The organism is Enterococcus sp. DIV0174, from assembly GCF_050529065.1.
Taxonomy (GTDB): Bacteria; Bacillota; Bacilli; order Lactobacillales; family Enterococcaceae; genus Enterococcus_B; species Enterococcus_B thailandicus.
The window spans coordinates 1,325,735-1,341,178 of sequence record NZ_CP172881.1 but is presented as its reverse complement, the minus strand read 5'-3'; the positions used below and the strand labels follow the sequence as shown (position 1 = coordinate 1,341,178).

At 37.2% G+C, this 15,444-nt stretch carries 12 protein-coding genes; 4 read left to right on the top strand and 8 right to left on the bottom strand.

The features are described 5' to 3' along the window. Positions 1-2: 2 nt before the first annotated feature. Positions 3-878 (bottom strand): carbohydrate ABC transporter permease, encoded by an 876-nt coding sequence (locus tag IGJ93_RS06440; RefSeq protein ID WP_071868431.1) that lies wholly within the window; start codon positions 876-878, stop codon positions 3-5. Between the two features lie 70 nt (positions 879-948). Further along, positions 949-2,241, bottom strand: a complete 1,293-nt coding sequence (locus IGJ93_RS06435) for an ABC transporter substrate-binding protein (RefSeq protein ID WP_071868363.1) — start codon at positions 2,239-2,241, stop codon at positions 949-951. A 263-nt stretch (positions 2,242-2,504) separates the two neighbouring features. On the opposite strand from IGJ93_RS06435, the gene IGJ93_RS06430 reads away from it, so the two are divergent. Next, positions 2,505-3,422: an ArsR/SmtB family transcription factor gene (locus IGJ93_RS06430; protein WP_075491525.1), complete on the top strand. Its 918-nt coding sequence runs from the start codon at positions 2,505-2,507 to the stop codon at positions 3,420-3,422. 50 nt (positions 3,423-3,472) lie between these two features. On the opposite strand, the gene IGJ93_RS06425 is transcribed toward IGJ93_RS06430, so the two are convergent. The 6 genes from IGJ93_RS06425 to IGJ93_RS06400 form a co-directional block, all read right to left on the bottom strand. Further along, on the bottom strand, positions 3,473-3,706 hold the full coding sequence (locus tag IGJ93_RS06425; protein ID WP_071868361.1) for a hypothetical protein: 234 nt from the start codon (positions 3,704-3,706) through the stop codon (positions 3,473-3,475). Positions 3,707-3,777: 71 nt separating this feature from the next. Continuing rightward, positions 3,778-3,999: a hypothetical protein gene (locus IGJ93_RS06420; protein WP_067481993.1), complete on the bottom strand. Its 222-nt coding sequence runs from the start codon at positions 3,997-3,999 to the stop codon at positions 3,778-3,780. Between the two features lie 177 nt (positions 4,000-4,176). Then, complete coding sequence (locus tag IGJ93_RS06415; RefSeq protein WP_071868360.1) at positions 4,177-5,028, bottom strand: class C sortase; 852 nt, start codon at positions 5,026-5,028, stop codon at positions 4,177-4,179. 146 nt (positions 5,029-5,174) lie between these two features. Next, entirely contained in the window at positions 5,175-7,058 is a 1,884-nt protein-coding gene (locus IGJ93_RS06410; protein WP_075491523.1) for a SpaH/EbpB family LPXTG-anchored major pilin, read from the bottom strand. Next, positions 7,055-8,479, bottom strand: a complete 1,425-nt coding sequence (locus IGJ93_RS06405) for a SpaH/EbpB family LPXTG-anchored major pilin (protein ID WP_311797854.1) — start codon at positions 8,477-8,479, stop codon at positions 7,055-7,057. Before IGJ93_RS06405 ends, IGJ93_RS06410 begins: the two co-directional genes overlap by 4 nt. 3 nt (positions 8,480-8,482) lie before the next feature. Continuing rightward, positions 8,483-11,944 (bottom strand): vWA domain-containing protein, encoded by a 3,462-nt coding sequence (locus tag IGJ93_RS06400; protein WP_430596875.1) that lies wholly within the window; start codon positions 11,942-11,944, stop codon positions 8,483-8,485. A gap of 150 nt (positions 11,945-12,094) precedes the next feature. Between IGJ93_RS06400 and IGJ93_RS06395 the strand changes: the two genes are divergently transcribed. The 3 genes from IGJ93_RS06395 (at position 12,095) to IGJ93_RS06385 (ending at position 15,417) form a co-directional block, all read left to right on the top strand. Beyond that, entirely contained in the window at positions 12,095-13,519 is a 1,425-nt protein-coding gene (locus IGJ93_RS06395; RefSeq protein ID WP_075491521.1) for a helix-turn-helix domain-containing protein, read from the top strand. 114 nt (positions 13,520-13,633) lie between these two features. Then, the gene (locus tag IGJ93_RS06390) at positions 13,634-14,161 is read left to right on the top strand and encodes an HdeD family acid-resistance protein (protein WP_071868356.1); all 528 of its coding nucleotides are present in this window, start codon (positions 13,634-13,636) and stop codon (positions 14,159-14,161) included. A gap of 95 nt (positions 14,162-14,256) precedes the next feature. Beyond that, positions 14,257-15,417 (top strand): cation:proton antiporter, encoded by a 1,161-nt coding sequence (locus IGJ93_RS06385; RefSeq protein ID WP_071868355.1) that lies wholly within the window; start codon positions 14,257-14,259, stop codon positions 15,415-15,417. Positions 15,418-15,444 lie beyond the last annotated feature (27 nt).

Sequence of the window (15,444 nt, the reverse complement as noted above, 5' to 3'; positions counted from 1 at the left end):
GGTTAGCCCCTCCCATCGGCATAAAAGACCCAATTTTTAGAAGTCTTAAATAAAATTGCGGTAAAGATCATAATCATCACAAATAATACCCACGACAACGCACTTGAATAGCCCATGTTAAAAATCTTGAAGGCATTGTCATAAATATACATAGGTAATAAGTACGTGCTACGCATTGGTCCCCCACCCGTGATTAAAAATGGGCCATCAAATTCTTGGAACGCTTGAACCAATTGTAAAATTAAATTAAAAAAAATAATCGGTGTCAATTGTGGCAAAGTAACAGAGAAAAATTGTCGAAATTTTGATGCACCATCGATTGCTGCAGCTTCATACAAATCTTGAGGCATCTCAGTCAACGCATTTAAGAAAATCACCATAGCTGAACCAAACTGCCAAACACGTAGCAACACAATGGTCAACATGGCACCTGTCCCACTAGAAAACCAAGCAACATTAGCAAGCCCGATACTGTTTAACACCATGTTGACTAATCCATCATTTTTAAATAGGAATTGCCACAACACAGCAATCGCGACATTTGCACCTAAAATCGAAGGGATATAATAAGCTGTTCTGAAAAAGCCAATTCCCTTTAGCTTAGCATTCATTACATAGGCTACGAAAAGTGCAAAAATCAGCTTAAAAGGAACAGTTAGGAAAACGAATTTGATGGTTGCTTTGACTGACGACCAAAAAATGGGATCATCAGTAAACATTTTGATGTAATTGTCAAAGCCAATAAACTTCGGCTCGGTTAGCATCGAATAGTCTGTGAAGCTGTAAAAGAGTGACATGGCAAAGGGATAAACAACAAAAAAGAGAATCCCAATCATCCAAGGTGTTAAATATAAAAGACCAATGTATTTTTTTTTGATCATTTTTTTCCTCCTATAAAAGTTAAGAAATCAGATGCCATGATTTGCTATGCGTTAAAGCATAGCTGGCTTAATTCACGGAGTCTTCCTCTTCCTTGAATGCTTGGTAAAATTCTTTTGCAGCCTGCTTAGTGTCGATTTTTCCATAATCTAATCGAGTAATGATATCTAAAGTTGCATCATTTAGCTTAGCTGTGTCCCAACGATACATAGTGGATAGATTCGTATCGACCTTCTTCTCACCTTCCACTAAAATTTCTGTCGCTAATGGCGTAATCAGTTCACTTTCTTCTAAAGCTTGTTTACCGCTCTCACTATCAGGTACGCCGTTTTCTAATTTTTGAATTTTATTTGCTTCTGAATCATTCATTAAATAATTGATTAGCTTTGCAGCAGCTTTTTGGTGCTTGCTAGAGGTTGGAATAGAATAAACCATCGATGGCTTCGTCCAGACTCCTGTTGATTTTTCATTACTCATTGAAGGATAGCCTGCTAACGCTAATTCAAATCCTTGTTCTTCCAATTGACTCTTAATGGTATTTACGTTGGCAATAAATTCAAAGAGTGTTACCCACTTTCCTTCAAGTAACGCTGGTGCTGGTGCGCCGTCAATTGTTCCTGCATTGTCTACATCTTTTTTAGAAGGAATGATTCTTTGCTCAACGAGTTGATGATAAAAATTGACAAGTGTGAGGAAATCTTTTTCTGTGTAGTTCAACTTGCCATTCTCATCTGAAATTGGTAATCCAGTTTGTTGCGCAACAATTTGAAAGAAGACAATGGGAGAACCATACTTAGCGCCAAAGAAATTTGCGGCTGGATAATAGTCATCAGGTAATTTTTCCCGCATAGCAATTAAATCTTCCCAAGACTGGGGTGCCTCGATATTGAACTGATCTGTAACTGTTTTGTTGTATAACAAAGGACGATAGTTGGTTGATAATGGTAATCCTAACAAATGGTCATCATATTTTAGTGAAATCAAGGACTCTTCAGAAAAGTTGGTAGAAATTGCTAACTCTTTTGAGAGAGTCTCTAAATCAACAAGTTGGTTTTTGTATTGATTTAGCCACATTGAATCCAAACGAATGACGTCTGGTGCTGTGCCACCAGATAGTTGTGTTGTCATTTTTTCTTGATAACCTCCGTACCCACTAAACTCTGCCTTGACTTTGATTGTGGGATTTTCTTTTTCAAAAGCTGTGATGGCTTCTTGCATGACTTTATTCCGCGCATCACCACCCCACCAGCTGATTCGAATTTCTTCGGTTTTGGCTGAACTTTCCGAGCTTTTGCCACAGGCGGCCAAGCTAAAACTTAAAATGGCGATCCCCGCAAATTTGATGATTTTTTTATAGTACACTTTGGACACTCTCCTTTTGAGTTGGTTTCCTATCGATAGTATTAAGCGCTTACAAGTAGAAATGTTAGCTTGAACCATGGGTATCGTCAATAAGTTTAGCAAGGTTCGAGCCACTTTCAACTGAGAAGTTAACGAGTGTATTTTATTTTCTATAGGCTCTGTTAACCCAATAGTTAACAATTCGATTAGGCAATTGTATTCTCTAGCGGAGATATAGTTTACTTACATACATAACTAAATTATTTATGAAAGGAACCATTAAGATGGAATTATATTTAGACCAACATTCTTTACCAACTTATAAAGCATTAGCATCAGAAACACGGTTAGCGATTTTGCAATTGCTAGCAGAAAGAGGTTTGACTGTTACCGAACTTGCGAAGGAACTCAATTTAAGTAAGGCAATCATCTCAAGACATGTTCGTCTATTAGAAGATTGTCGCCTGATTCGACTGAATGATTCTTGGTTCAATGATGACGAACAACACAAGCGCTTGTTTTCGTTGGCCCTTGATCGAGTGGAAATCGTCTTTCCGCAAAAAGTTTTTTTACCTTTTAAAAAAGCAAGCGTTGAAACTCGGCTAGGCTTATTCTCTGATTTTTTGGTCGTGCCGACTTGTGGACTCGCGGATACGGAAACGATTATTGGTCTGTTAGATGAGCCACAGTCCTTTGTTGACGAACACCGATCAGAAGCTGCCCTTTTATGGTTTTCTCGTGGGTATGTAGAATATATCATTCCTAATAAAGCACCAGTTGGTTCAACGTTGCAGTTATTGGAACTCTCATTTGAAATCTCTTCAGAATTTCCAGAATCAAATAATAATTGGCCAAGTGATATCAGCTTTTATATTAATGGAATCAAGCTAGGCACTTGGACCTGTCCTGGAAACTTTTCAGATGTCAGGGGAAAATTAACGCCTGATTGGTGGAAGAATCATTTTAGCCAATACGGCCTTTTAAAGCACTTGCGCATCACTAATTCTGATACTGGAATTGATGGAGTCAAAATTTCTGAGGTTCGATTAGCTGATCTGGGTATCGAAGATCAATCATTTTATCGGTTTAAAATTGCTGTAGACGAAGGGGCAGTCAATCAAGGAGGCGTTACTTTATTTGGAGATACCTTTGGCAATCATGAACAAAATATCCGAACAACCATTTATTACAGTGAAGAATAAAAAAACTGAAACCAGTAAATGGTTTCAGTTGACTGATGAAGGATAAATACTCAATTCTTTCGCTGGAAATTTTTATGTGGATGTTTTTTGTAATAAAAAGTTGCACGGATGCTTGCACCTAACAAAAAGGCTCCGCAAATAAATAAAAAATGAAAAAATTCAGGGAATTGAAAAAAGGAATCAATTTTATTGACTGAGTATCCAGAAAGAAATGAAATCAGAAAAATATAACGCATTTTATCATTACGTCCCCACTCATCTAGCCAATAATAAAATTTTTTCATGAAATCCTCCGCTCTGTTTTTTTATTTTTTAAAAGACTCAAGTCAATTCTTTAATTAGTCGCTTTCTGTGTTTATTCAGATGCAATCCAGTCGTCAAAAAAAGTTTTTTTATATTTTTTAAAGACCGTTGAATCTAAATGGCTTTTGTTTTCGATTACTGAAAAACGGACATCATCAGAATTGGTAAAGTGACGGTCGAAAAAGGCAGATTGATCAGCGTTATCTAGAAAGAGTGGCTTGTTTCCATGTGTGGCTGCAGTGGCTTTTTTTGGACGTTCCTGGTTGACAATCATGGATTTCCTCCTAATTTTGCAAGTTCCCTTGCTTTTGTTTTGGGAATCTTTTCAGTTTACATTCTAATGAATCAATGTATTATCGTCAACTAATAGCTGAAAGAATAAACAAGCTCACGCATAAATGATTTTATTTAGCGCGAGCTTGTTTTGGCGTAATTTCGTTAGCTAATTTTATTACTTACGGGCTTTTTTTCGTTGGTGCCGTCTGTAAAAGAGAATCAAAAACAAACTAATCAGAAGTAATGCACTTAACAGAATACCCCATAATAAAAATTGGTGTCGCTGAGTTACTTTTTTGATTCCTTTTGAAACTTCTTCTGGTGTGTAAGGCACACGATGACCTCTTACTAATAAGCGATGACTATTAATCATGTAAGGTGTACAAGTTAATAACGTCACCAAGTCTTTTCCTTCTTCAATATGCAGATATTGCGTATCGGTGGGTTCGACCGTTTTGATTTGATCTACTTGGTAAGCAAGAGTCTTACCGTTTACTTCTAAATAAAATTCATCCCCTTCAGTTAATTCAGGCAAGTCGGTGAATAGCTTTGCTTGTGGCAAGCCTCGATGTCCAGAGATTACTGCATGGGTGCTAGCCCCACCAGTAGGATAAGATGTACCTTCTAGTAAGGAACTCCCCTTTTCTAGTAATAATGAATTCGTCTTATCAAAAATAGGTAGACGAACATTGATTTTTGGAATCGTCAAAACACCAATCGTATGACTTTCGAAATAAGTTTTGTCGGGTTTTTTCTCCGCCTTTTTTGGTTCAGAAAAAGGATCTAGTCCGGGATTTCCCCCTTCTTTAGCCAGTTGCTGATTTTTCTTTTCCATTTTTGCTTGTAACTTCGCCATGGCATCTGCATTTTCTTGATTGGCTTTTGTTTGATAATGAGAAATGATTTGCTGATCGAGATAGTTGTTCAAGGCATCACTGACAAAAGGATAAGCCAAAGCACCTATGCCAATGAACAATAAAAGAATCATTATGCTATCAATCACTCGTCGTCTGTTTTTTCGTTTCATGGATTCCTCCTTGGATGAAGATCAATAAATAAAAGAGCCTAGGACAACACAATGTCTCAGGCTCTTTTATTGTTTTGGTAGATAGAATCCTTTGATTATTTTGTTAATCGAAAGGCTTGCTTCACTTTTTAGCGGAAGTTCAGCTTCTATACATTTTCTTTGCGACGTTTAGCAAAGTATAGCCCTACAACAACAAGTAATAAAGCACCTGTACCGATGTACAAGTAGATTCCTTTACCACCAGTTGAAGGTAAAGTTCCTTTGTGTTTGTTTGGAACTTTTTCTGGAGCAACTAAGTTTTCAGTTGTTCCGTATGAGTGTTCATCAACTTCAAATTCAATCCGATTTGTTAATAGAACGTAGTCGTTAGGAGCAACTGTTTCTTCCAAGTAATACGTTCCATAGTCTAACCCTGTTACGTCTACTAATCCATCTGCTGATGTTGTGAAAGTAGTTGCATCTTCTTTGTTTTTCACCCAAGTAACAGCTTTTGTTGCCTCATCAATTTTCAAGTAATTAGCTGTATCGCTGTCTTCGTCACGTACGACAAATGAAGCGCCTGCTAAAGCTTGTGTTGATGAAACATCACCATCTACTTTGATAAATCTTTTCCCACCAGTAACAACTTCAACAGTTGGTGGTGTTTTATCATCTGTGTGTCCATTGTCTACGTTGGCTTCGTTTTTAAATCCTTTGGTTGGATCTGCTTTTTCATTTAAGTGCATGTAGTAAACAAATTTCAAAGTACCACCTGGTGTTAATGAAGGAATAAATGCAGGATCAACTGCTACAGTGAACCCATTTTCTTGTTCTGTCACTTGATAATTTGCGGGTGCAATTACTGTATCACCATCATAAAGTGCGTAGGCATTGTCACCTGAAGCAATGTTATCAAACGTTAAAGCTTCGTCATGTGTATCAATTAGATTGAATTTAACATATTTGTTTGCATCGCCTTCTTTATCTGCAATACCTAAAGGAATATTGACAGAAATTTCGTATTGGATTTTTTCACCGATTGCAACGTCTTTTCCATCTAAGTTAGGTGTTGTTTTTTCTACTTTTGATGTGTCATTTTTAATTGTTTTTTCTACAGCTGTTTGATTATCAGCTTCAATTGTAAAATCTGTTTTCGTTTGGCTTTCAATCAATTCCGCATTATCTGGTGCTTTAACTTCTTCTAATACATAAGAACCGACTTCAAGATTTTTGATTGTTAATTCACCAGTCGCAGCATCAGTTTCTGTAAAATCGTTTTCGCCAATTGCATAATTTTTTCCGGTGATGAAGTGTTTCGCTTGGCTTTTATCGGTTGTCCAAGTGTAAAGACCATCTTTCACACCTTGGATATATTTTACGACGCTTGGAGTTCCTTCTGTTTTTGAGATAACAAATTCTGCACCATTTAAAGATTCATTTTCAGCAGTACCAACTTTTTTGACGTGTAATGCACCATCGTTGGCTACGATATTTTTTGGATATAAATGAATGGTTGTTAATTCTTCTGTTCCGTATTTGTAAGAACCATCTGCTTGTTTGATTAGTTCATAAACAGGAAAAGCAACGACCATATTGGCTGCAGCAGTTACGCCATCTTTTGCTTCTTCTTTGATGGTATAAACTGCATCTTTACTTTGTTGTTTCTTTGGCAAATCCAAGCTAACGTTTCCGTTCGCATCGGTTGTTCCTTGTGCAATAGGTGTGCCAGTTGTTAAGCCTTGAACTGCTTGCTTAGCAGCATCGACTGTTGCGCCTGCTTCACGTTGAGCATAGAATTCTGCTGTTACATCATAGATACTAAACGTTACACCAGCTAATCCTTGGTACTGGTCAAACTCACTCATTTCTTTCCCGCTATTTTGAATCAATGGGTCAGGAAAATCAGTCATCTTCTTTTTGTGCAAGATTACTTTTGCTGTGTCATCATTTTCTGCTGCAAAAGCTGGAACTGTACCTACTAGGCCTGTAAAAAGTGGTAAGGTCAGTAACAATGTGCTTAATAAATACCAAACTTTCTTAAACTGTTTCATTTTTTTGCTCCTCGTTTTTGATAAATTATCCAACCAATGACTAAGCCAATTAATAATGTTCCAAGTAGTCCCCACCAAATGGTTTGTTGGTCATTTGTTTTTGGTAATAGCCCTGAATGTTTTATCTTTTTATTGACGACTTTTAAAGGCTCTGTCGCTTGCCCATTTGATACATAAGAATGTTCTGTAATCGTAAATGGAACTGATTCTTGACTTAAGACATAGTTATCAGGTGCTTTGATTTCTTCTAAGAAATAGTGTCCATCTCTTAAGCCTTTGACTGCAAAATTTCCAGAACGATCAGATAGAAACTGTTTTGCTGCTTGTTTATCTTTGTTCCAAGTGTAGCCACTAGCTGATTCATGTAAGTAGTTACCTGTTTTGTCTTTTACGATAAAGACTGCTCCAGCCAGTTTTTCTGTTTGATTTTCGCTTGAGACTTTAACAAATCGTTTACCACCTGTTCGTACAGCAGTTTTCTTTGTGATGGAGTGTTTATCACTGTCTAAACGACCTTCATTGAGAATAGCTGTATCAGGTTTTGCATCTTTTTCTAATGTCATCTGGTAAGAAATCACTAGTTGTTTCTTCGCAAATTTTTGGAGTTCTTGAATTGAAAAATCTAACGTAAATCCATGGGCGTGCGTCTTCGTCGTATAGCCGCTGGTTAACTCTTGTCCATCCACAGATACCTTCAATGTGTTCGGTAAAAGCGTCAGTACTGGATCAGCAGTATCTGAAATACGAAACTGGTGATAATCTAAGATGTTTGCCGGAATAGTTGTCTTCAATTGGTAGTGAACAGCATCACCCACAGTAAATCCATTTTCTCCCTCTAACACCGTTTTTTCTAGTGGTGGTAAGTCATACGCATTTTCTTCGTTTTTAGGGTAAAGGTGGATTGTCGACAAATCCGTGCCATTACTATCTTTTACTGGTAAAATCACGACCAGATTACTTGCTTTTTCTTTGACGACTTCTGGTGCATGAACTTCAATGAATAAATAAGCTTTATCACGTTGCTTTTCGTCTTTAGTTGGCAAAGTAAAAGATAAGATCCCATCTTCACCGTTTACATGACTTGTTGTTCCTTCAGTGACCAGCTTTCCCGCTGAAGCGCCTGTTTGTGCTAATTTAGTTTGAGCCGATTGAACAGAATCTCCCCCACTGCGTAACTGATAAAAGGAATCGGTTACGTCAAATACTTGATAGTCCACATCATTGAGCCCACGATAATTTTGTAATAAGGTACCTTCTTCACCAGAATTTTCTTGTTCTGTAGGCAACTGACCTTCAGGAAATAGTAATTTGTGTAAAGTAATCTGAACGTTTGCTTGCGTATTTTCTGCCAATGCTTGTTGTGAAAAGCCGAAAAATACAAGCACGAACACACACAGTTTTAATAATCGCGCGTTTTTCATTCGTTACACCTCTCCTTCTGTTCGTTGCTTGATGAATAGATAACCACCGACTGTTGCTAAACTAATTGCAGCGATCAAGTAGAGCCAAACACGACCAATTCCACCAGTTTCTGGTAGAGGAATTTTTGCTTGGTTCGTTACATCTAAACTGATTTGATTGTTTTGTTCACCAGTGACGAGCACATCGTCGATTTCTTTTCCGTCAATAGTTACTGTCCCATCTTCGTTAATCACAAGTTTAATGGGTTCTTTGAGTCCTTGATATCCTTCAGGTGTAAATGTTTCTGTCAAAGTATATTCACCAGGCTGTAAGTTTTCAAAGAGGAAGGTATCTGTTTCTTCGCCATCTTTTGGTAATTCAATATCTGTATCTGGACCAGTTAAGCGGAATTTTGCACCTTTTAACGCTGTCTGATTATCTGCTTTCTTGTGCACCGTCAAATCAAAAGCTTTTAGATGATTCTCGTGCGTCACTGTCCACTCCGTTGCATCCTGATCGATGTTCTTACCATCGTAATGAATCTGGCCATATTTATCGACTTTGAATTCATAATTTCCAGCAAGCGTATCGTAGCCGAGTGGGCCAGTTGTTTCGACCAAGCGATAAGTCCCAGACTGATTGATTACAAAATGGGCAATTCCAGATTGATTTGTTTTTTCGGTACCCACTTTTTGATAAGTCCCTTGTTCGTCTTTTCTTTGCAATTCAAATGTTGCGTCTGCTAGATTAACTTGTTTACCGTTTTGCAACGTGTACTTTCTGATATTGATTGGTAATTCGGAAAACTGATTTTCAATTTCTAGCGTAATTACTTGATTGCTCGTAGTTACTTCTTTTCCATCAATCTTGACTGTCCCTTGATTCGTAACTTCGATGTTCCAAGTTGTTTTTTCGCCTAGTTCATGGCCTGCCGGAGCTTGAAGCTCTGTCAGTGTATATTTTTTCCCTTTTTGTAAGCGAACCTCTTTAGGCAATGAGTAACTGCCATCTTGGTTGTCAATTAGCGTTGTTTTGACGCCATCACCAGTTAACTCAAAAATTGCTCCTTCGAGATTTTTTTCACCAGTTGAAGAATTCTTAATCACTTTCAAGTCTAATGGTTTAAACTGTTTCGTGTTTTTCCAAGTTGTTTCATCTACTTTTTCTTGGTCATAACCCGGGACTGCCACTTCATTAGTCATCTGATAGCTGAAATATTTCCCTTGATTGTTGTATTGAGGAAGACTAAGGGTTTCATCATAAGAATCATCAGCTGTTTTTGATAACTGTGTGATATCGGTTCTTTCCCATGTGTTACTAGTGTCATTTTTAGGTTTAGAAATCTTGATGTAACCAGTCTGCCAATTTGCTGAATTTGTCACTTGTTGACGTGTGACTTCATAGGTAACACTTTCTGGTCGGCTACTTGTATCTTGATCAAATTCTTCCCAAATCTTTTTGAAATTCAATTTGACCCCAGGAGCTTTACCAGAAGGAACACCAAAATCTGCAAGTTCACTTGACGTTGCCATTGGTTGAAAAGTTGTTCGTCCATTCATTTGATACCAAAAATCTGGTTTGAATGAGTCTGATTCCGTTTGAAGTCTAATTTGATAATGAATTTGGATTTCTTGCTGTTTTCCTAAATAAATACCATTACTTTTTACCGTTGTTCCGTCCATTGTAATGCTTGGCATAGATGGGACTTGAACTGAGCCGACACTTTTAATACTTAAAGTATCTGGTTCATAAATAAAAGGTTCAGCAATTGGATCAGTGACATTTCCGTTCACAACGGTTCCGGCAATTTGCACGGCTTTCTTTGCCAAATAATCCGAGATGTCTGGTGCATAGTCAGCAGATTCATAATATAAATCGCCATTTTCGTCTTCAGAAACCATTTGCCGCATTTTATTTTCAACTTCTTGTTTCGATAAACCAGCAGTTGAATCACTTTGTAATTGAATACCTAATCCGTGAATCTCAATTCCGCGTTGTTTTAGCGCTAGGGCTTCACCAATCGTTGCGATAAAGGTACTGTTGATTCGACGATTCGTATTGTTCTGGTCCCGCGCATTGTAACTGTTTGAAATGTAGGAAGTATTTCCGGGTTTGTCTTGACTCGTAGTAAACTGCGTACCGTAATAACTACCGTCAGCTTCGGTTTGAACACGGCTAACATGATATGAAAATGTTGGTACACCATCCGTTAGTAGAACGATGACTTTTTTGTGTCCATTTGGTGTTGCTAACATGTTACCGGCATCACGTAATGCTTTTTGTGTAAAAGTACCACCAGTTGTACTACTTGGCGTAATATTTTTGATTGGGTTTTTCACAGAGTCAAATGAGCCCATCGGAACTGTTCCGTTTTTGTAGCCATCACTTGAATAACCTACGTAACCCATATTGATACTGTCAGTAATTCCGCTATCAGCTAATGTATCAACAAAACGGTTTACGCCTTTTTGAACCTCTCCGATTCGGTTGTTATCGTTCATACTTCCTGACCAGTCAACGACTAAGACTAAATCTAAAGGTGTGATCTCTTTTTGAACATTTCCACGAACATTTAAGTAGACATCAAATAGTCCGGGCGTGGAAGTTTCTTTTGCGTATTTGCGAATGGCATAATCTGCTTGGTCGCCAGTACCACCATATTCGATATACGAGTTCGTTTTATTTAGCGGATCACCATTCCAAGAAGTTTGCCCATCCCATTCGGTGCTACTTCCCTGTTTATTTCCTTGATGGTTGATGACTTGCTGATTACCAGTTGGTTGCCAACTAGCTGTTGGATAAGTGCCTGAATTATCGGTCGTGTACTGTGGATTAATCGACTCATGTTCTTTTCGGGAAAGATCGGCTGCTGTGGCCATTTTTGCTTCGGCGAAAGGCCGAACAATTTCTTCTGACGTTGGCTCGACATCACTTTCTTCTGCTATAGTGTTATCTGTCGTGCTGTCAGTCTCCGTTTCTTTTGGAGTCGTCTCACTCGTAGTTTCGTCAGGCATAAAAGATACTTCAAATTCATTTTTTTCGTACAATAACTTAGGTGTTTGGGTTACATCTAAGGAGTGAGAATCAACAGCTAACGAAAGTTGAACTTGCTGATTTGTTCCACTGGCAATTGTTAAACTGAGAATATGATCTTCTACTTGATAAGAGTAGCCATCTTTTTGAAGTTCTTTTGTATCAATCAAGCGAGCGTTCGTCAACTTGATTTCTTTTTTTAGTGCAGCATCTGTCTGATTGATAAGATTCAGATCCACATTTAAAGAGGTCTGATCTTTTTCATCTGTTGTTATCTGTGCTGACGTGATATCAACGGTATCAACAGCTTCTGCTTTCACAGTGATTGGCATTAAATAAGATGAAACAAGTAATAGCACAGCGCCAATAACCCCAAGTTTCTTCAATAATTTAATTTCTATTCTCTCCTTTCCTGTGTGGGTCAATAATTCAATTAGAATAGCTAATGGCACAATTTTTCATTATTCTAATCTAATAATTATTATACGAAGAAGCCAGTAATTAAATCACACCAGTTTTTAAACCGAGCGGTTTCATTTATGAGATTGCTTCATTCTTTCGATGGTTGTTACATTAAAGTAAAGGGTTGGGGAGGAAAAAATATGATTAGGCTATTGGAAGATAATTATCGGAAAATGGAAGAAATTATTAGAATATTATCCATTTCTGACAAATGGATGACTAAAAAAGAACTTGCAAAATATATTGGAAGCTCTGAGTCAACGTTTATTCGTTATATTGAAGAAATCAAACAGCGTTGGGGATCAGTATTCACGATTCAAACTTCCCATAAACTTGGCTATCGCTTGGAAAGGTTCAACGTCTCAGTTTATCTACAAATGTTAACGGATATGGCACAAACCTCAACAAATACCCAACTATTGAACGAATTCATTCAAAATCCAGGCAATACGATTGAATATTATTGTGACACGATCTGTATCAGCCGCTCCTCCTTTGCTCGAAAATTGAAACAGTGTAATCAAGTATTGGAGAAATATTCACTGAAAATTGTTGTTGACCAGGGCTATCAACTAACAAGTACAGAAGGTGAATTATCATTACGAATTTTCGTTACCTTTTTCTTTTTGATCTACTACGGTCACTACGCACTACCTTACCAACTAGACAAAAAGGAAGTGAAGCAATTGATGCGTCGTAACCACTGTCAATTAAATATTGTCAGTGGTGATAATAGTTACGAGCATACTTTTTTTATTATGTATTTCATGGTTAGCTTGGAGCGAGAGCAGCAGGGATTTCCACTCTATTCCGAGAGACAATCTCCTGAAAATATGAAAATCAAACACGAAGATTATGTCTTTTTAAGTCAGTATTTGATTGGCTTAGATGTTGAAACGTATCAAGAGGTACTCTACCATTTTCAAAAAGGACCTTTCCAACAGTATTCTTATGAGGAAAAAAAGGATATCAGTGAAAAAATCCGTACCAATCTAAAATTCAATTCTTTTTCACAAACTGAGCAACTCACAGAAGATGCAGTCGATTTTATCGTGCATCTCTTGACTTGTCTTTATTTATTCTCTCGACTAATTCCGTTTGATACAACGGAATTAACACAACGAGCAACTTTGTTCACAAGACATATTCACTTTACTCAACTCCATTTATATGCAAGACTTCAAGCAGAACTGCACTTCTTTTCCGCTCTATTAGAAACCAATTTACTAAACCATTCTTCTTCCTATATTTTTTGGCTGTTGAATGGCTATCCAGGCATCAATCAAAGCATTGTAGCATCTAAAAAGATTTTAGTTGTCAGTGATATGGGAATCAATCATAGCCAGTACATTGGTAATTATGTTCATGCGACACTTTCTTTACACAAAATCCGTTCAGATATGTTAGCTATCACAGATGAAGAAGTCGTTGACTATGATTTAAACGCATTTGATCTGATTATCACCAATCAACCTATCCCACAGACTGATGTTCCAAGCGTCTTGATTAATGACGCTATTTTATTTTCAAATGAAAGTGAATTGTTAGACCTGTTGGATTTTTGATTACTGCGTTATTTATAAAATAAGTTATCTTGCATTTTTAGTGGTGAATGCTAATCGGTTTTCTTTGCAAACTAACAGTTTATGTTATAGAATGAGAGAAAAGGAGGTTTTCGTATGATTGAGGGATTAAAAAGAAACTTTAAAACTTATGCTTTAGTCAGAGCTATTATTTATATCGTTTTAGGCGTATTGATCGTTATTAATCCAAGAGCTGTTTTTAATCTGATTGGTTATCTGATTACTGCTTATTTCTGTTTGTTAGGTATTTTCAATTTATTTGAAGATTATAAACGTAAAAAACAAGTCGGAAGCTGGGGCTTTGGTCTGTTTAGCGGAATCATCTTTCTGATTTTGGCATTGGTCGTGTTGTTTTTTGCACCAGCAATTGCTTCGATTTTACCGATTTTGTTAGGCTTAGCAATTATTTGTAACGGCATTTTCCAATTGATTATGGGATTGAATATGAAATCGACACCATGGCTTATCTACAGTGTGCTGTTATTGATTGGCGGAATCGTTTTGTTGTTCAACCCATTTGCTAGTTTGTTAGTTTTATTCCAAATCTTTGGGGGAATGCTCATTGTCATGGGCGTGTCAGAAGCAATCAGCTTTTTCAAATTAAAAAAAATGACGATCAACTAAGCTAAGTGTTAATTGTATCAAGAGAAATGGTTCGCCTGATTTTTGTGTAGCAGGTGTGCTGTTTCTTTTTTATTCAAAGGAAAGGAAATGATCAAATGGAATTTATTGGAACCTTGTGTCTAATTTTGATTGCGACAACGCTTGGTTCACATCTTTCACGTCGTATTGGGATTCCCGCTGTAATCGGGCAGTTGTTAGTCGGCGTGATTTTAGGACAAGCAGGTTTAAATTGGGTGCATCCCAACATTTTAGTACATGATTTTTCTGAAATCGGTGTGATTTTATTAATGTTTCTTGCGGGTTTGGAAAGCGATCTATCTTTACTCAAAAAATATTTTAAGCCCGGTATGTTCGTTGCTTTGTTAGGAATTCTATTTCCAGTAGTATTTGGTTGGCTCACAGGTGAAGCTTTTCATGTGCCGCTAAATGAAGCACTGTTTTTTGGAATTATCCTTGCAGCAACTTCAGTAAGTATTTCAGTTGAGGTATTGAAGGAATTAAATGTGGTCAATACTAAAGAAGGCTCAACCATCCTTGGAGCTTCTGTAGTAGATGATATTTTAGTTGTCTTAGTGCTAAGTTTGAGTCTTTCGTTCTTGACTGGTGACACAGCTAACCAAACATCTCTTCCACTGATTTTATTGGAACAAGTGATTTATTTCGTATTTATTTTCTTGTTGGTTAAATGGATTGCTCCCCTATTGATGTCTTTCGCAGAAAAAATTTATGCAAATTCTGCTGTGATCATTGTTTCCCTAGTCATCTGTTTGGGGATGTCTTTTGTCGCAGATCTAGTTGGTCTTAGTTCAGTAATCGGAGCGTTTTTTGCAGGAATTGCTGTTAGTCAGACAAAAGTCAAACAGGAAGTTTATCGAAATGTAGAGGCTTTAGGTTATTCCGTCTTTATTCCTGTTTTCTTTGTCAGTGTAGGACTAGAAGTAGATTTCGCCAATTTCGGAAGTCAACTTTTCTTCATTCTTGCCTTTACGATTGTTGCAATCTTGACGAAGCTGGTCGGTGGTTATTTCGGCGCAAAAGTTGCTGGCTTTTCTGGAAATAGTTCCTTGATGGTTGGTGCGGGAATGATTTCACGTGGCGAAATGGCTCTGATTATTTTACAAATTGGACAACAAAGTAAGTTGATTGAAGCACGGTATTATTCACCATTAGTAATCATCATTTTACTAACGACTTTAGTTTCTCCATTGATTTTAAAACATTTTACGAGAAAGATTTATACTGTTAAAGCAAATTGAGATCAAAATAAAAAAGGTAAAACAAAA